This is a genomic window from Candidatus Melainabacteria bacterium (genome assembly GCA_003963305.1).
In the GTDB taxonomy this organism is placed as follows: Bacteria; Cyanobacteriota; Vampirovibrionia; order Obscuribacterales; family Obscuribacteraceae; genus PALSA-1081.
The window spans coordinates 181,407-198,974 of sequence record RXJR01000032.1 but is presented as its reverse complement, the minus strand read 5'-3'; the positions used below and the strand labels follow the sequence as shown (position 1 = coordinate 198,974).

General features: G+C 50.4%; 15 protein-coding genes. 10 read left to right on the top strand and 5 right to left on the bottom strand.

The window, feature by feature from the left end; translation table 11 throughout:
* Positions 1–77 precede the first annotated feature (77 nt).
* Positions 78–1,058 (top strand): alpha/beta fold hydrolase, encoded by a 981-nt coding sequence (locus tag EKK48_28715; protein ID RTL35664.1) that lies wholly within the window; start codon positions 78–80, stop codon positions 1,056–1,058.
* A 137-nt stretch (positions 1,059–1,195) separates the two neighbouring features.
* Here the strand turns inward: EKK48_28715 and EKK48_28710 are convergent, their stop codons facing one another.
* Both EKK48_28710 and EKK48_28705 read right to left on the bottom strand, forming a co-directional pair.
* Positions 1,196–1,537, bottom strand: coding sequence for a hypothetical protein (locus EKK48_28710; GenBank protein ID RTL35663.1), 342 nt, complete (start codon positions 1,535–1,537; stop codon positions 1,196–1,198).
* A 78-nt stretch (positions 1,538–1,615) separates the two neighbouring features.
* Positions 1,616–1,981 (bottom strand): hypothetical protein, encoded by a 366-nt coding sequence (locus EKK48_28705; protein RTL35662.1) that lies wholly within the window; start codon positions 1,979–1,981, stop codon positions 1,616–1,618.
* A 209-nt stretch (positions 1,982–2,190) separates the two neighbouring features.
* On the opposite strand from EKK48_28705, the gene EKK48_28700 reads away from it, so the two are divergent.
* The 7 genes from EKK48_28700 (at position 2,191) to EKK48_28670 (ending at position 11,191) form a co-directional block, all read left to right on the top strand.
* Positions 2,191–3,192, top strand: a complete 1,002-nt coding sequence (locus EKK48_28700) for a tyrosine recombinase XerC (GenBank protein ID RTL35661.1) — start codon at positions 2,191–2,193, stop codon at positions 3,190–3,192.
* Between the two features lie 186 nt (positions 3,193–3,378).
* Positions 3,379–5,631, top strand: coding sequence for a PBP1A family penicillin-binding protein (locus EKK48_28695; GenBank protein ID RTL35660.1), 2,253 nt, complete (start codon positions 3,379–3,381; stop codon positions 5,629–5,631).
* An 82-nt stretch (positions 5,632–5,713) separates the two neighbouring features.
* Positions 5,714–6,067, top strand: a complete 354-nt coding sequence (locus EKK48_28690) for a carboxypeptidase regulatory-like domain-containing protein (GenBank protein RTL35659.1) — start codon at positions 5,714–5,716, stop codon at positions 6,065–6,067.
* Between the two features lie 98 nt (positions 6,068–6,165).
* Positions 6,166–7,398: a NupC/NupG family nucleoside CNT transporter gene (locus EKK48_28685; GenBank protein ID RTL35772.1), complete on the top strand. Its 1,233-nt coding sequence runs from the start codon at positions 6,166–6,168 to the stop codon at positions 7,396–7,398.
* Between the two features lie 106 nt (positions 7,399–7,504).
* Positions 7,505–9,616: a carbon starvation protein A gene (locus EKK48_28680; protein ID RTL35771.1), complete on the top strand. Its 2,112-nt coding sequence runs from the start codon at positions 7,505–7,507 to the stop codon at positions 9,614–9,616.
* Positions 9,616–10,401 carry a hypothetical protein gene (locus tag EKK48_28675; protein RTL35658.1) on the top strand — a complete coding sequence of 262 codons (786 nt, stop codon included), beginning with the start codon at positions 9,616–9,618 and terminating at the stop codon, positions 10,399–10,401. The genes EKK48_28680 and EKK48_28675 overlap by 1 nt, the downstream gene beginning before the upstream one ends.
* Positions 10,402–10,528: 127 nt before the next feature.
* Entirely contained in the window at positions 10,529–11,191 is a 663-nt protein-coding gene (locus EKK48_28670; protein RTL35657.1) for a hypothetical protein, read from the top strand.
* Positions 11,192–11,273: 82 nt separating this feature from the next.
* Here the strand turns inward: EKK48_28670 and EKK48_28665 are convergent, their stop codons facing one another.
* Positions 11,274–12,320 carry a cupin domain-containing protein gene (locus EKK48_28665; GenBank protein RTL35770.1) on the bottom strand — a complete coding sequence of 349 codons (1,047 nt, stop codon included), beginning with the start codon at positions 12,318–12,320 and terminating at the stop codon, positions 11,274–11,276.
* Positions 12,321–12,685: 365 nt separating this feature from the next.
* Between EKK48_28665 and EKK48_28660 the strand changes: the two genes are divergently transcribed.
* Both EKK48_28660 and fdhD read left to right on the top strand, forming a co-directional pair.
* Positions 12,686–15,010, top strand: coding sequence for a formate dehydrogenase (locus EKK48_28660; protein ID RTL35656.1), 2,325 nt, complete (start codon positions 12,686–12,688; stop codon positions 15,008–15,010).
* The gene (gene fdhD / locus EKK48_28655; protein ID RTL35655.1) at positions 15,007–15,849 is read left to right on the top strand and encodes a formate dehydrogenase accessory sulfurtransferase FdhD; all 843 of its coding nucleotides are present in this window, start codon (positions 15,007–15,009) and stop codon (positions 15,847–15,849) included. Before EKK48_28660 ends, fdhD begins: the two co-directional genes overlap by 4 nt.
* A 66-nt stretch (positions 15,850–15,915) precedes the next feature.
* Here the strand turns inward: fdhD and EKK48_28650 are convergent, their stop codons facing one another.
* Positions 15,916–16,113 carry a hypothetical protein gene (locus EKK48_28650; protein RTL35769.1) on the bottom strand — a complete coding sequence of 66 codons (198 nt, stop codon included), beginning with the start codon at positions 16,111–16,113 and terminating at the stop codon, positions 15,916–15,918.
* 524 nt (positions 16,114–16,637) lie between these two features.
* Positions 16,638–17,402 carry a hypothetical protein gene (locus EKK48_28645; GenBank protein RTL35654.1) on the bottom strand — a complete coding sequence of 255 codons (765 nt, stop codon included), beginning with the start codon at positions 17,400–17,402 and terminating at the stop codon, positions 16,638–16,640.
* Positions 17,403–17,568: the final 166 nt, after the last annotated feature.

Below are 17,568 nucleotides of genomic sequence, written 5' to 3'. Positions count from 1 at the left end.
CACGCGTCCCCGAGTTTTATTGTCGGCAAAGTGGTAAGAGGATTCGGAGTGTCCGGGCGGCACTTCCCCAACCTTATATGCACGCACAGAAATTACATGTGGAGTTGCTATTGATGCGAATAAGAAAGAGTGTTGCGTCTGTATTTGCTTCGGCTTTTGCCCTGATACAGCTGACGGGCTCAATGTTGCCTGTTCTTCCGGTGCAAGCGAAGGCGCCTGTTTCGGCGGGTCGCGCCAAGGCTCCAATCTGGAGCAATAACATCAAAGTGCCGTATCGTTCATGGTTGCCGCGCACAAAACCGAAAGAAATACTTCTGTGCGTTCACGGTCTCGGCTTCAGCAGTCTCTCTTACACCGAATTCGGTCATGTCATGGCATCTCGTGGTTATGGCGTTTATGCGCTAGACGTTCGAGGGTTTGGCGAGTGGATGAACAGCCGCGAGAATCGTGTCGACTTTGAAGGTTGCTTGAATGACATCCAGGCGGCGCTGAAGACACTGAGAACGCTCTATCCCGGTTGCAAGATCGATCTTGTTGGTGAATCCATGGGTGGTGCCATAGTGCTGGCAGCCGCATCCCGGTATCCCGATTTAGTGGACGGAATCATCTCTTCTGTTCCATCGAGCGATCGCTACGCGAAAATGAGTTCGACCATTGTCGTCGGCGCCAAATATCTGACAAACAAAGACAAGCCAATGAATATTGCGCCTGAAGTTGTTGAACGTGCTACTGAAAATAAAGCGTTGCAAAAGCACATGGAAGCTACGCCGACGAATCGCATGAAGCTGACTCCGAAAGAGTTGAAGCAATTCAACGATTTTATGAAAGGCAACTATGATGCCGCTGCTCTGATTGAAAAGACCCCGATTCTTCTCATGGCTGGTTTCAAAGATCAGCTTGTAAAGCCTGAGGGTACCGTTGAATTGTTCAACTCGATCGGCACCGACGACAAGCTTTTGATGGTGGTTGGTGATGGCGAGCATCTGTTGTTGGAAGAGAATCAGCTCACTGAACAGCTTACAGACCTGCTCATTACCTGGTTGCAGCATAGGCGCTAGTCACTGAAGTCGATATGAAAACCGCCGTTGGCCAAGCCATCACTCGCTAGAGATGGTTTACACAGGCGCACCATCAGTGGTGTATTTGCGTTTCCCAGGTATGATGTCTCCGGGTTGCCAGTGGGCTGAGTCTGATGTTAGAACTTGTAGCCCAGCGAGTTCAGGTAATTCTCGACTAAGAGCGATGAACCCAGTCCGAGACCGCTCAAGAGCAAAATGATTGCTAGTCCCTTGCGGTCAAGTTTATTTGTGTCAGGTTGAAGCTTCATAAGGTGACCTGCTGTGGGTGCCCAGATCATCAGAAATATTCCGTAGTAGACGAAATAGGAGGACATCATAATCCACCATTTTGCTATTACGACCTCACCATGAGCTTGTGCTGCCATGATCGGGTCCAGTATGGAAAATTTTGAAAGCACTAAACCGAGTACGACGAAAACTACTCCGTCGCTCCTGGAAGGATTTCTTCTTCGAATCATTCGCTTCTCCTCTGGCTGCCACATGTGGTGACATGGGGGATAGATCCGGGATTCCAGTGAACGGCTTTTACCACAAAACTACTTGCGTTCGACTCTTTTTTCGAGCTGATACTTTTTGATATCCGAACTTATTTTGTTCAGATCTTCTTCCAGCTCTTTATTGTTTTCAGCAGTTAGCTTTTCACCTGTGCTCTTGTTCTCATTTTTGAACTTCTTTTTCTTGCGGGCAACGTCTGATAAACGACTGCGCAATTTCTTGGCTTCTTTGTCGGTCAACTCTTTGTGTTGCTGCGCCACGTTTATGTCTTGCATCAGCTTGGCTTGACGCATTTCTACGGTCCAGGTCTTACCCTTCGCCAACGCGAATTGAGGGTTTGACATCGCCCCGCCGATGGTGGCTGCCACCAAAACTGCTCCGACGACCAAATATTTATTCGCAAACATTATCTGCCTCAATCAAGTGAAGGGTATCCCTATAGAGTAGCGCGGGTCGCGGGTTTTAGCTGTTTTGAGTTGTATTGAATGTCACAATTTATCTAATGTCAAGTGGCGAATTTTGTTTCTATCTTCAAATTAGGTATTGCTTTCGGCATATGAAGTTTCCATAATAGAGGTAGTCATAATGTCGATAATAACTAGAAAGTCGGTCCGATGTGAATTCCCAGAGAGGCGCTCTGGTTTGGCTAGATCAGTTTGCTGGCTACCTCGAAATGGAGCGCAATTATTCGTCAAATACGATTCGTGCATACGTAAATGACCTGAAGCAACTGATTACAAATGAAGGGGCGGAAGGTACTAAAGAAGTTCTCGACTTTACGCCGGAAGAGAAAGCTGAAGCTCAGACTTCTGTGGTAGCTGAGAATCAAAGTGCACAGGGAACTGAAGAAAAGCAAAGTTCTGCCTGGATGGAAGTAGATGGTTTGCGCAGCTACATTCGCCAGATTCAGGAAAGCTACAGTCGTCCGACCGTTGCCAGAAAGATTTCTGCCATTCGCAGCTTCTATCGCTATCTGAAACGCGAACAGCTTATCGATGACGATCCATCTAAATTGGTGCGTGGACCTAAACTGTCACGCCGCCTGCCGGCTTGTTTAGATCGCGAAGAAGTGACACGCTTGTTGCTCGCTCCAGACGATTCCTCTCTTGGTGTGCGAGATCGCGCCTTGATGGAAGTGCTGTATGCGTCGGGAATGCGCGTAAGTGAACTGTGCGGACTGCGCATTCAAGACTACAACGCTGCTGCTAAAGAGATGCGTGTAATCGGTAAGGGCTCACGCGAACGCGTTGTGCTGCTCAACGATAGTGCGCAGGCTTGGTTGGAGCGCTATCTGGCGGATCACTGGTCTAAGCTAGCTGGTGGCAGACAGCCTCAGCCTGACAATCCACTCTTCGTGAGCAGGCAGGCAACCAGATTGTCATCGCGTTCTGTGCACCGAATCGTACTCAAGTACGCTCGCCTCGCCGGAATCGCCAAGCCGATCACCCCGCATACTTTGCGACACACGTTTGCTACCCACCTGCTCGAAGGCGGAGCCGACTTGCGTGTCGTGCAAGATCTGCTGGGTCATACGACTATCAGCACCACTCAGATTTACACTCACGTCAGCCTCGATCGGCTGCGTCGAGTCTATATGACGAGTCACCCTCGCGCCTGATCGCGCTCGGAGCTGAACAATTGCTAAGCGTGCGTCTTCCGGGGCGCACGCTTTGATTTGGTGCCCGGTGCGGCGTTATGGCGTGGCTGATATAATGTGCCTCGTGGAAAACAGCAATCTTGTCTCTTTGCGTTTGCCAGATAGGTCTAAACTGAATTTTTCATCGAGAACCGCCCGGGGGCAAGTTTGGCGACGCACAGACCTACAGTAAGGCGAAAACAGCCCAACAGCACGGTCAGTGCGATCGGGAAGGTCCTCAAAGGCTTTTTCGTGGTTGTCTGCGTCGTAGTCGCGGTCGGTTTTGGATACGTTGGCGCCAAAATCTGGAAACAGCTGCACGACCTGCCTGATATCACACTGGTCGAGCGCTACGAGCCTATCGAAGCGATTCAGCTGTTTGACCGTAACGACCACATGATCTGCACCGTTGAGGGTGATGAAGACAGACGTGTCGTGCCGCTCAATCAGATTTCTCTGCAGATGCAACAAGCAATGCTGGCTGCTGAAGACCATCACTTCTACGAGCACCATGGTGTCAATGTGATGAGTATCATCCGTGCCAGTCTGGCAAATTTGCAAGCCGGGCACGTGGTCGAAGGTGGTTCGACGATTACGCAGCAGCTCGTGAAGAACCTCTTCTTTACTGAAGCGCAGCGAACAATGGACCGCAAGGTCAAGGAAGCGTTCGTTGCATATGAGCTCGAGCACAGGTATCCGAAGGAAAGAATTCTCGAGATGTACCTGAATCAGGTTTATTTCGGCAACAATGCATACGGCATCGAGCGCGCTGCTTCGCGCTATTTCAATAAGACTGCTGCCGAATTGACTGTGGCGCAAGCCAGTTTCCTTGCCGGTCTCGTTAAAGCGCCTTCCGAGCTTGGCACCCAGGCAAACAGAAAAGCTGCAATTTCCAGACAGCATGAGATTCTCGACAAAATGGTCGAGTACGGCTACATCACGGCAAATCAAGCCAACACCGCTAAAAAGCAGCAACTCGTTTTCAAAAAGGGCGCCAATCCGCTGCAAAAGTATCCTTATTATGTAAGCCATGTCCTGGAGACTTTGCGCGATCGTTTCAGTCAAGCCGAAATGCGCCGTCAGGGCTTGCGCGTTTATACAAATCTCGATCCGCAAGCGCAGGAAATCGCCGAAAAAACTCTCGCTGCTGATATCGCCAAAGCGCCAAAAGGTGTGACTCAGGCTGCTCTTGTGTCAGTTTCTGTGCAAGACGGTGCCGTTATCGCCATGGTCGGCGGCGTTGGTGATTTTTGGAAACATCAGTTCAATCGCGCCACTAACCCGCATACGGCAGGTTCTTCGTTCAAGCCGTTCGTTTATTTGACAGCGCTTCTGAAGGGCGTTTTGACACCGGACAGTATTATTGAAGACACGCCTCTGGTCATTCATCAACCTTATGGATTGCCTGATTATGCGCCGAAAAATTTCGATCATAGATTCCTCGGTCGCATTCCATTGAGAAAAGCTTTAGCGTTATCGCGTAACGTCTGCTCAGTTCGAATTGCACAGCTGGTGGGCATCGACAGTGTCGTTGAAACAGCTCGCGAAGCGGGAATTACAACTAAGCTCGAACCAAATCTTTCTCTGGCACTGGGAAGTTCTGCGGTTACTCCTCTGGATATGGCCGGTGCTTACGCGACATTCGCACGCATGGGTGTGGCAATCAAACCGCAAGTGCTGCGGCGCATCGAGAACAATCGCGGTCAGGTCATAGAAGTGTTCCAGGCCAGTGTGGACAAAGTCTTTCCTGTGGAGCCGGTGGCTCGTCTGGTCAGTATGATGCAAGATGTAGTCAAGTTCGGAACCGGCACTGGAGCTAAATTAGACGACAGACCCGTAGCAGGTAAAACAGGTACTGCCGATGCTGCTAAAGATATTTGGTTTGTCGGTTTCACACCAGATATGGTGACTGCGCTCTGGGGCGGAAACGATGAAAACTTACCGATTAAAGGCAACCACGTCACTGGTGGTGATGTTATGGCCAAAATCTGGAAGCATTACAACGAGGCATATTACATAGCACATCCGGCGCCGGCAGGCTCTTTTGTTCCGCCGTCGGCACCGACGGAAGAAGAACAGAAGCGTGAACAGAAAGCCGCGGCAAAGCTCAATCAGAAAGTGGTGAAGAGTGACACGGCAGTCGCTCCGGTATCAAATGCGGTGACGGTTGGCGGTGATCTTGTTCCTGCAGTTCAGACTCCTGTCGAGGTGAACAAGGTCGAAATGGCTCCGGCGCCTGGCGTTGCTCCATCAATTTCCGATACGCCTAAATCTACTGAAGAAAAGTCGACATCAGCACCTTCTCCGGCTCCTGAGCGTTCGACCAGCCCAGCACCGACTCCAACACCTGCTCCTTCCTTAACACCAGGCTCGCCCACGCCGACAACCGCTCCAACTCCTGCCGGCGGTCTGTCTCAATGATTGGACAATCAGTGAAACTTGAAGGCGCCCCGGTTGCGCCACAGTCGCTTAACCTTCCCCTCCTGTCAGGTGGCTTGTCGCGATGAGTGTGCAACCGAAAGAATCTAAAGCTGCGCGATTGTGGATTGCCGTTCTCATAGGTGTACTGTTTGTGCTTTTCTTGGAAACGCAAGGAAAACAAACCAGGACCTTGAATTTTGTCGTCAACAGCGACGGCGATGATGTTGGAGCGGAGGTACTCGTTGACAACCAGCGTGTCGGCGCAATCGAAACCAGCACTGCCGACGGTCCGGGCGGTGGCGTCTTTCTTGGATACTTGCCGCGTGGAAAACATCGGGTCGAAGTGCGCAAGGACGGCTTCAAGCCCTACAGCAAAGAAATCGACATGCAGCAGGAGCAATACCTGGGCGTGGACTTGGAGCGCCTGAACAACTAAACTTCTACAGAGCGAATCACGGGAGAGCTATTTTGCCTGTAGAATCAAAGTGGGTCGGGTTACTCGGTATCGTGTGCATCCTCGGCACCGCTTATGCGATGTCGAACAATCGCAAGGCGATAAATTATCGACTGGTTGTCTCTGGTTTGATAATTCAGCTCGTCATGGCCATCTTCGTTTTAAAGGTCGAATTCGGCCAGCAACTTTTCAAGCAAATAGGCGACGGAATTACTGCCTTACTTCATTACTCCGATGCCGGAGCCGGGTTTGTTTTCGGACCGCTGGTCGAAAATCCCGACGAAATGATGAAGCTCTTCGGACCGAAAGCCGCTTTCATTTTTGCCTTTCGCGTTGTGCCGACGATTATCTTCGTTTCCAGTCTCGTCAGCATCTCCTATTATCTTGGCTTGATGCAGCGAGTCGTGCAAGTGGTAGCAAAAGTGGTGGCATTCTTGATGGGCGCCAGCGGCTCCGAAGCGCTCTCTAATGCTGCCAGCGTATTCGTCGGCCAAGTGGAAGCGCAGCTCCTCATCCGCCCTTACGTTGCAACAATGACGATGTCTGAGTTGCTTGCTTCGATGACCGGTTCTATGGCTTGTGTGGCAGGAGGTGTGCTTGCCGTCTACATCGGCATTGGTATCAAAGCTTCTTACTTACTCACCGCCAGCATCATGGCTGCTCCCGGTGGGCTCGTGATTGCCAAAATCGTCTGGCCTGAAACGGAAGAATCGATGACTAAAGGCAAGGTGCAGATCGAAGTTAAGCGCACTAATGCCAACATCATCGATGCTGCTGCACACGGCGCGTCGGATGGTATGCGCATCGGTCTTAACGTGGTGGCAATGTTGATCGCATTTATGGCTCTCATCGCTATGGGCGATGGCTTGTTTGGTGTGGTTGGCGGTTTCTTGCACAACGCCGGAGCTCCTGATTTTCTCGGGTTGAGTCTGGAACATTTGAAGATGATGGATGTGTTTGGCGTTCTCTTCTCGCCCGTAGCATTTGTTATGGGGGTGCCGTGGAGTGACGCTCACGTCGTCGGTAAATTGATGGGCGAGAAAATGGTGATTAACGAGTTTGTCGCATATACCGAATTGTCTTCCATGTTGAAAGGGTTGACTCAGACCCAAATCTCGCCGCATGCTGAAACAATTGCCACCTTTGCCCTGTGTGGTTTTGCCAATTTGAGCTCGATTGCCATTCAGGTCGGCGGCATCGGTGAAATCGCGCCCTCTCGGCGTGGTGATCTGGCGCGACTGGGTGTTAAAGCGCTGATCTGTGGAACCATGGCCAGCTACCTGTCTGCAACTCTGGCGGGGCTTTTGGTTTAGTTTGATTTGATGAAACTGAATTGAGATAAGTGACGAGGAATTGAAGGTGTCGGAAGCTCAGGAAACAGCGCCCAGCGGCTATAGCAGACCAGAAAAGAAATCGAAGCTGCCCGGAGTGGTCGGCAAGATCGTCTGGCTTTGCGTCAGTTTACTGGCCGCGTTCTCGCTGGGAATTATTGCGTTTACTCGCGGCGAAGCGGTTAATGCCGTCTGGCTCGTTACTGCGGCAGTTTCCGTTTTTTGTATTGGCTATCGTTTCTACAGCAAATTTATTGCTGAGAAGGTTTTCGAACTAAACGATTACCAGACGACTCCTTCTCAGAGAATCGATGATGGCAAAGATTTCGTGCCTACGCATAAGTGGGTCTTGTTTGGTCATCATTTCGCTGCAATTGCCGGGGCTGGTCCGCTTGTCGGACCGATATTAGCTGCTCAGTTCGGCTTCTTGCCCGGCACTTTGTGGATCATTGTTGGTGTTGTTCTGGCTGGAGCGGTGCAAGACTTTGTCATCCTCTGCTGTTCGATGCGCCGAAACGGGCAGTCGCTGGGCAAGATGGCGAAAGAGGAAATTAGCCCGCTGGCTGGAATTGTTGCACTTGTAGCCATTCTGCTTATCATGATGATACTGATGGCGGTGCTGGCTCTGGTTATTGTGAATGCACTAAAATCAAGTCCGTGGGGTGCTTTCACGCTGCTCATGACTGTGCCGATTGCGGTCTTCGTGGGCGTCTACATGCGCTTCATTCGCCCGCATCGCATTATGGAAGGATCGCTAATTGGAGTAGCGCTAACTATTCTGGCTGTTGTTGCCGGTAAGTGGGTTGCAGCAGACCCTACTCTGGCTCCGATTTTCACGCTCGATGGTGTGCAGCTTTCCATCGCTATTATGCTCTACGGTTTTGTTGCTTCGGTACTGCCGGTTTGGATTTTGCTTGCGCCTCGTGACTATCTCTCGGCATTTTTGAAGATCGGCATCATTGGACTATTGGCAATCGGCATCCTTTTCTTGCGACCAGACTTGCAAATGCCGCCACTGACTATTTTCACAAACGGTGAAGGTCCGCTTTTCACAGGCTCGATATTTCCATTCTGTTTCATCACCATCGCTTGTGGTGCCATATCCGGCTTCCATGCACTTGTGTCGTCCGGTACGACTCCTAAAATGATCTGGCATGAGACACATGCTCGACCGATCGGATACGCCGCCATGTTGTGTGAAGCGACGGTTGCAATCATGGCTGTCATTTCTGCATGTGTGATCACGCCCGGAATTTACTTTGCCATCAACAGTCCAAAAGGAGTTGTCGGAGCTGACCCGGTTGCTGCTGTTGCCGCCATTAGCAGTTGGGGGTATCCAGTTTCGGTTGCCGAAATGCAGTCACTGTCCACCGCGGTTGGGGAGACGACGTTGATGGGGCGCACAGGCGGCGGACCCACACTGGCTGTCGGCATGGCACACATATTCGCTCATGCCGTTCAGTCGACCGGTCTGGGTACGCTCGATCTTTCTTTCTGGTATCACTTCGCCATTATGTTCGAAGCCCTGTTCATCCTCACCTGTCTGGATGCCGGCACACGCGTGGGCAGATTCCTTTTACAGGACTTTTTGGGATTGGCGTGGAAACGACTCGGAGAAACGAGCTGGTATCCTGCCATTATTCTGAGTTCGGCTATGGTCGTGGGTGGATGGGGATACTTTCTCTACCAGGGCGTCATAGATCCGCTTGGTGGCATCAATAGCCTCTGGCCTCTATTTGGGATTTCCAATCAATTACTGGCTGTGGTGGCACTTTGCATTGCCACCACCGTGATTGTGCGCATGAACAAAAGGAAGTTCATGTTCGTCACCGTGGCACCGCTAACCTGGTTGCTCAGCGTCACTTTGACAGCTGGTTATTTAAAGATCTTCAGTCCTTTGCCAAAGCTCGGCTTTCTCGCTCATGCGCACATGCTTGAGCAAAAGATGAGCAGCGGTTTGCTTGCCGCCGCTGAAATGAAGACGACCCCGGTGCTGATTTTCAATGATTATCTCGATGCTGTTCTTGGTGCCGTTTTCATCATCCTCGTCTTGATTATTTTGATTGAATCGATTCGTGTTTGGATCGATCCTAAATCGGTTTTACCGCGCCAGGTTCCACAAGAGGACCTGGTTGCGACCGAAGGTAAGAGTGCGAGCAGGGAATTCGGTGGGCTGGATGGACCGATGAAGTGCTGTTGATGAACGAACAGGATTTCGATTTAGCAATACGTGCTGAGCTTGAACCGTCAGAGTCGGTGGTCTGGCGTGGTAAGCCCAATGTAGATGCAGTACGCGGCTCGCTGCTTTCTTTCTCTGTTTTATGGTTGTCTGGTTTGTTTATGCTCGGTGCTGGTGTGCTGCGAACGTCGTCTGATGATTCGCACATTCTGGTTGGACTTATAGTTTTACTTGCGATTGTTGCTATTGCCGGCTCTCTCGAGCTTATATTCGTGCCCAGGCGGGCTGGCAGAACTATTTATGTTCTCACCGATCGGCGCGTCTTTTCGCTTTGCGTGTCGCGAAGACTTTTCGCTCAAGCAGATGCCAGTTATCGAGAAAAGGAAGTGCTGCGAGTCAGCAAGAGCTCGATTCCATTTTTCTATCTTTCCAATCTCCCTTCGCAAATCATGTTTTGTATTCTTTCATTCGATGTGGTGTCGTCTTTGATGCGGTCGTTCGATACTTTTATTGCCATCGGTTTCTTGATGACGCTTTTGGGCTGGTTGCAGCCCTGCCTGCAGGATTTGCGTCTGCCAATACCAAAGTATCGCGACGCGCCTCGAACTTTTTATTCTGTCGGAGATCTGTTCGTGTTTCTCGAGTCATTTCGGCTGGAGGAAATAGCAGAATTTGTCTGTCGCAAAGGCAGAGAAAATGCCTTCAACGCTTTTGTGATATCAAAGTCTTCCGGCTGTATAAGAATGCGGGCGATTCCCGAAGTTAAGCCGTTGGAGTTGGCCATCGCGGAGGTGGCAAAATCTTGATGTACACTTGTATAAGTCATCATTATCATCAATGCGGCTCCGCCCGCATATATGTCTGCGTCTGGAGCTACGTTTGAGTCTGCGTCTGGAGCTACGTTTGAGTCTGCGTCTGCTGAGGAAATAACGTTTGCCGAACACAGTATCAAGAATGCTGCCGGATATTCCGAATCTGGTGCGCGTTTGCAAAGCGATCGCGATGCTTGATGCGATTCTTTGTACAGACTGGTCACTTCGCTATTACTCCTTCAATTCGTTTTGGAACAAAGACGATGCGAGTGAAATGATGGCTTCGATGCGAGATGGTACCGGTGATCATTACTTCATATGGTTTACCAGGCAGGGTGCGGCGATTAAAGGTCTGGCACAGGACTCTCTTCTCAATCCTGTGCACAATGATGGTCATCCGTTTCCAGAAATCTTCGCTCAATTTCCCGCTGAGCTTTCTTACTTTTTGAAGGAAGCTGCGTTCATGATCGACGACACCACATTTTGCTACTGGCGGCGGAACTGTGATAATGAGTGGCATTCAGGCAAAATCAAATTTCCCGCAAATGTTGGCACCGACCCTGATGGGTCGCGGACCATGCTCAAAATCTTAGATGGCAAACCGAAGACTTATGTTGATTATGCTCGCGAGTATTTTGATCTGGAGATCGCCGAAGAAGACGTAAAACACGTCTATCAGCTCAAACCGCTCAACGCAGAGTTGCTGATACGGCTGCATTGCGAACGCAATCTCGATCAGTTGTCTGACGAGATTAAAGAAATCGGTTACATTCGCGGTACCTGAGACACCTGAGTGCACCCGAGTATGGTGCATTTGAGTGCACCTGAGTACCCGGGTGCCCCTTAAACCAGAGTCGATTCCAGTTTTACTGCGGTAATTTGCTCTTAGGTGCGTTGGGATCGCTGAAGAGCCCTTCCGGCTTCTGCAAGCCTTTGACGATATCGGCGGAAACACCTAGATTCGTTTGCAACAGATAGCTGGGATTGCTCGCCAGCCATTGCGACAGTGAGATTTCCTGGTAGTCACCGCTGTTGAACACAGCAAGCATTTCGCAGTCATCTGTGCCGATTGATTCGATGTAGTGCCCGTAGCCCATAGGCACGTAGCCTACGTCTCCGGGACCGAATTCCCTGGTGATTTTTCTGCCCTGTGAGCCGAATACTGTCATTCGCGCGCGACCCTTCAGGTAATATTGCCATTCATCAGCATTCGGATGCCAGTGCATTTCACGCATGGCAAGCGGCTTGAGATGCAAAATCGCACCAGACATCGTGGTTGAGATCGGGAACTCTTTCTGGGACACGATGTTGAACGTGCCACCAGGTACGACATCAGGAATTTTCGCACCTAAACGAAATCTGTGAGTCAGCGGAGGCGGGTTCTGGCTTTCAGGCGGCGGCTCAGCCGGAAGCGCTGTGGGCACTGGACCTTGCGCTATGTAGACTTCGCTCTTGGGGAATTTGTCGAATGCTGAAACCGGCATGCCGAACTCTTTTGCCAGCACTTCCTTGGGGGTCTGGGCGAGCCAGTCGCTGAAGCTGAAAGTAGCAAATTCAGAAAAATAGCCGCTGTCGAACACCAGAATGAATTGACATTCCTCAGGACCGATACCCTGAATCGAGTGTCCATGCCCGCGAGGGAAATACCAGACGTCTCCTGGTCCGAAATCTTTTACTTCATATTCTCCTTGCGGGTTGATAACCGTGATGCGGCAATGCCCTTTAATGACGTAGGACCACTCGGCTGCGTTGGCATGCCAGTGCAATTCGCGCAGACCACCCGGCTTGAGGTACATGTTCACACCTGCAAGACCTTTTGATATCGGGAAGTTGACTGCCGTAGCTTCGTTCGATCGACCGCCTTCATACGCTTTCATGGGCTGTTTGCCCAGTTCGTACTTGATTTCAGGCATGGATTCTTTGGCTAGTTCCACCGCTTCTGCGACTGTGTTAATGGTTTTGCTGCCTGTCAGATGTTTTTGGGCTGCAGATGCTGGATTAGCAGTGAGCAAGGTGCCGTTTGCGGCCAAAAATGCAAACAGAGCCAGCGATGTGGCTAACTTCAGAACTTTCTTCACGGGTTTTCCTCGATGCTGAGCTAGCTAGTCTATCAGTCACTGGCGCATCATTTACAGCCTTGTCATCCTGACTATTTAAGGCAGTCGCGGAATTCTTGACTTATTCTTGGTAGAGTTTCTAATGCCAGCTCGGTGCTGACAAGTGTTTGGTTCAATTGATCAATTGATAGTCCGAGGAAGCAGTTTGAGGAAGCGTTTTAATGGCAAATTCTGACGAACAGGGCCAGGGACCTAATTCTGAGTCGGTCGACAAGGACAGACAGAAGTTTTCTCAGAAAGACTATCACCACCCCGCGGCTGCCTGGGGTGCCGCATTCAGTGTTGGACGCATTCTCGTCGAACAGAATGCGATGGTAGATGGCGTGCGTGCCATTTTCAAAATGAATCACGAGAACAGTGGTTTTGATTGCCCGGGCTGCGCCTGGCCTGATGATCGCCATGGTTTGAAAATGGACATCTGCGAAAACGGCATCAAGCATGTCACGTGGGAGATGACCAAAAAGCGCACAGACCGTGAGTTCTTTGCCGAGCACACCGTCACGGAATTGATGAATTGGACCGATTTCGAGTTAGAGAATCAAGGCCGATTAACCGAGCCCATGGTTTACAACGAATCTACGGATCGCTATCAGCCAATCTCGTGGGACGATGCTTTTGCTCTGATTGCGAAGCATCTAAAGGCTATGGATTCGCCAAACAGAGCGAGCTTTTATACATCAGGTCGGTTGTCTAACGAGGCGACATTCCTTTATCAACTTTTTGCCAGGGAGTTTGGCACAAACAATCTTCCCGATTGCTCGAACATGTGTCATGAAGCCAGCGGACGCGCCCTGGCTGCGTCGATTGGAACGGGCAAAGGAACAGTCGATATCGTCGACTGGCAGAAAGCTGACGCGATTTTCGTGATCGGCGTCAATGCTGCGACCAACGCTCCTCGCATGCTCAGTGCCCTTGCCGATGGTGTGAAAGAGCACGGACTGAAAATTGTTCATATCAATCCGCTTATTGAAGTTGCTGCCACCACGGCTATTACGCCTCACGAAATTATGGACATGGTGACTTTTCGAGCTACTCCGACGAGTGCTCTTAATTTGCAGCCTCGAATCGGTGGCGATCATGCCATCATGCGTGGTATCGGAAAGTATTTGTTCGAAAAATTCCAGACTGACAAAACCAGTATCAACATGGAGTTTGTTGAGAAGTACACAGCCGGCTTTGACGAGTATAAAGCCTGTTGTGAAAAGACTTCATGGGACGAAATTGAAAACTATTCCGGCGTTCCGGTGCATTTGATTAAAGAAGCTGGTGAGATTTATCGACAGGCTCCTGCCGCAATCATCAGTTGGTGCCTGGGTATCAGTCAGCAGGAATTCGGTGTTGATACCATTCGTGAAATGGTCAACGTGCTTCTTTTGCGGGGCAACATCGGCAGACCGGGAGCTGGTCCCTGCCCAATCCGCGGACACAGTAATGTGCAGGGCAATCGCACTTGCGGCATCCATCATTCACCTCCCGAGGCATGGTTGGCTAAGATGGATGCGGCTTGCGGGATCAAGTCTCCACGCGCGAAAGGTCTCGATACCGTCCGAACTATCGAGGGAATGTATAACGGCGATGTGCACGCATTTTTCGGTATGGGTGGTAATTTTGCTATTGCAACGCCCGATACCGAGAAGACATTTGCGGGGCTGCGCCGATGCAAACTGACTGTGCAAGTCAGTACAAAACTGAATCGCAGTCATCTGGTGCACGGCAAGGAAGCGCTGATTTTGCCGTGTCTTGGTCGCACAGAGAAGGACATGCAGGCAGGCGGATATCAGCAAGTCACAGTCGAAGACTCGATGAGCATGGTTCATTTGTCGGTCGGTATGAATGAGCCCGCATCGCAGCATCTCCGTTCAGAGTTGGCGATTATCGCAGGCATAGCTAAAGCAACTCTTCCTGGCACGGTGACACCGTGGGACGAATATGTCGGCAACTACGATCTGATTCGCGACAAGATGGGTGAAGCAATTGCAGGTTTTGAAAATTTCAACCAGCGTGTTCGAGAGCCGTTAGGTTTTCGGCTTCAACAAAACGCTCGCGAACTTGTATTCAACACCAGCACCGGTCGGGCAAATTTCTCAGCCACTCAACTGAACAATACTTTGCCCCCTCCCGGAAAATTGATGCTCAGCACGATGCGCTCACACGATCAATTCAACACGACGATTTATTCGGATAACGACCGATACAGAGGTGTGAAAGGATTGCGCAATCTGCTTCTTATGAACGCAGAAGATATGAAGGAGCGTGGATTGAAGCAGTTCGACTTGATTGATATAACCAGCTATGCAAAAGATGGTACCAGCCGCAGTGTTAAAAACTTCAGGGCTGTGAAATACAATATTCCTAAAGGTTGCACGTCCGGTTATATGCCCGAGCTTAACGTTCTTTGCCCGATCAGCGACTTCAGCGCCCAGAGCGACCAGCCGATGATGAAGCAGGTATTGGTTGAGGTCGTGCCCGGCAAATCTGGCTCATGAAACACATCGCCAAAAATCGGAGCATCGATAAGGTCGAGACTACTCGAATCAGCGGAGCGCCTGGTCAGGTTCTGTGTGAGCAGGTGCTCGATGCTGTTAGCGTGGAGGAGCCTCTCGAGATTCGTGTCGGCAGCAGAGGGGCGGTGCAGCAAGTCGCCGTGACGATGCGCACACCGGGAACTGATACTGAGCTTGCAGTAGGCTTTTTGTTTACGGAAGGAGTGATAAAAGCGAAGGGCGATATCGCTGGTGTGGAACTGGACAAGCGATGCAATGGCGTAACAGTAAATTTAGTTGATCAGGTCGAATTAGACCCTGCTGTCTTTGCCCGACATTCCTTCGTCGCTTCCAGCTGTGGTATTTGCGGCAAACGATCGATTGATGCCGTGCGCGTCAAGCGGCAATATGAGTGTCAGAAAGACAAACCAGTTGTCTCATATCAGTTGATTCATAAATTGCCGGATCTATTGCGTTCTCAGCAGGAAAATTTCGATCATACAGGCGGCATTCACGCTTCCTGTTTGTTCGACACGGAAGGAAATTTGCTTGCGCTGTTCGAAGATGTGGGACGCCACAATGCTCTGGACAAGCTTATCGGCGCACAGTTGCTCGCTGATACGTTGCCTCTCACGGATCGCCTCTTGATGTTAAGCGGACGCGCCAGTTTTGAGCTTATACAGAAGGCTGCTCATGCCGGCATTGCGCTTATAGCTGCGGTCGGTGCGCCATCCAGTCTTGCCGTGCAGTTGGCAGCTGAATGCGACATCACGCTGCTTGGATTTGTCAGAGATGGACGTTTCAATATTTATTCCGGTGCGCATCGCATTCAGTATTCCTGAGAGCGACCTTGCTCAAGTTCCGCTCAGCTAGATGCAATTCAGAATATTGCGCAAACCACCGCTCAGCTAGATGCGGTTCAGAATATTGCGCAAACCACCGGTCAGACCGTTTCCGTAGCCGTATGAGTTACCGAAGAATCCGTTACCGTAGTTGCCATAGCCACCGTATCCCATGCCGTTGGCGTATCCCAGACCATTGCCGTATCCGCCGTAACCCATATTGCCATAGCCATAGCCGTTCTGATTAAGTAGCGCTTGCAGCAAACCACGTCTTTTGTGTTTGTGGTGATGCCGCCCGCAAGAGCCATTCATGCCGTTGTAGCCCATCAGTCCGTTATTGCCGACGTAGTTGATACCATTATTAGCGAATGGTGCCATACCCATATTTCCAATATTTGCTATTGGAGGAGTTACTGGTGCCACCGCGTAGGGATTCATGCCATGGTTCGCGAACGCGTTGATATTATTGCCGCCATAATAGGCCGTATTCCCATACTGGCTTGCCATTCCGTTTTGTGAGACATTGCCGTAATAGTGATGATTCCTGCTAAATGCTGCACTTGGTGCCAAAACAACCAAAAGTGTCGCCGCCGGTAAAAGCGCTTTCCAATTCATGGTTTCCTTCCTTTGACTCATGTCGCTTTTGGTGATGCTCAGGCGAGTCCGCCTCGGCTGAGGCGAATACGTACATTGAACTAGCGAAAGCGTGGATGTTGCGTGAAGTTCCCCAGATCGCTTGTAAGAAATTGTTTCGTTAGCAGCTGCCTCATCCGTATGGAAGCGAACGGTTAATGAAATGCGCCGAGCAGCATCAGTCCCAGGACTGCTAATTCGAGTGTCACGGTGAGGATTACTGAGAAAATCGTTCCCAGGGTAAGCAGTACTGGACCGTAAGTTTCTGCTTTGTCTTTGTAGCAGGTGCGTGCCACCACTTCGGCGGGAGTACCAAGCGTATAACAGATGTTTGCGAAGAACAGGTAGCAGAGTCCACTCATAACGGTGAGACCTAAGTGCAGTCCGAAAAACAGCGAAAGAGCTATGACTGACGGCAGACCGCTCAATCCTACAATCAGGTTGTACAGAGGTCTTCGCCATTCCCACCATGCAATTATCGACATTAGATTGCGTGGTTCTTGCGGAACTTCTATTACTTTCTTGAGAATTGCTGCACCACCTCTGGTGCGTGCGCCTCTTTCGAATGTGTGAATAAGAGTTTGCAGCTGTTCTGGAGTCGCTTGTTCAAGGACTCTAAAAAAATCATCGACCGGAAGTTCGCGCATTAACTTTTCCGGGTTAGCGATTTCATTTGCGATCTTTTCTGTTTCTACGTCACTTTCTGACCGAGCTGATGCAGTTTGCGTCGCTGCCGGTTCCTGCTGCCTGGCTGGCATTGGTTTGATTGGTGTTGCTGACTGACTCGAAGACGGCGGTTGACTGGAATGAGTGGTTTGTGTCGCACCATCTTCCGTTTCCACTACCGCATCCGTAACAACGAGCTTGATTTTGTTGATACTGGTAATTTCGTCGACGTTGACCGATTTTTCACTGGTCATAAGACATCTCCCGATCTCTTACCTAGCATAACCGCTCCTTCGGTTAAGTGCACGTAAAAATCCAGGTTCGTTTGCCGAAAACTGATCAGCAATTTGTGAGAAATGGATCTTTGATTTTACGCGACTCCAACCCTCGCCAATTATGATGCTCGAAGGTATCCAGCTA

Bases quoted from the DNA above. Each gene is read 5' to 3' on its own strand.
- EKK48_28715 (RTL35664.1), top strand. From the start codon at position 78: ATGCACGCACAGAAATTACATGTGGAGTTGCTATTGATGCGAATAAGA.
- EKK48_28710 (RTL35663.1), bottom strand. From the start codon at position 1,537: ATGATTCGAAGAAGAAATCCTTCCAGGAGCGACGGAGTAGTTTTCGTC.
- EKK48_28705 (RTL35662.1), bottom strand. From the start codon at position 1,981: ATGTTTGCGAATAAATATTTGGTCGTCGGAGCAGTTTTGGTGGCAGCC.
- EKK48_28690 (RTL35659.1), top strand. From the start codon at position 5,714: ATGAGTGTGCAACCGAAAGAATCTAAAGCTGCGCGATTGTGGATTGCC.
- EKK48_28685 (RTL35772.1), top strand. From the start codon at position 6,166: ATGTCGAACAATCGCAAGGCGATAAATTATCGACTGGTTGTCTCTGGT.
- EKK48_28675 (RTL35658.1), top strand. From the start codon at position 9,616: ATGAACGAACAGGATTTCGATTTAGCAATACGTGCTGAGCTTGAACCG.
- EKK48_28665 (RTL35770.1), bottom strand. From the start codon at position 12,320: ATGCCTGAAATCAAGTACGAACTGGGCAAACAGCCCATGAAAGCGTAT.
- EKK48_28660 (RTL35656.1), top strand. From the start codon at position 12,686: ATGGCAAATTCTGACGAACAGGGCCAGGGACCTAATTCTGAGTCGGTC.
- fdhD (RTL35655.1), top strand. From the start codon at position 15,007: ATGAAACACATCGCCAAAAATCGGAGCATCGATAAGGTCGAGACTACT.
- EKK48_28645 (RTL35654.1), bottom strand. From the start codon at position 17,402: ATGACCAGTGAAAAATCGGTCAACGTCGACGAAATTACCAGTATCAAC.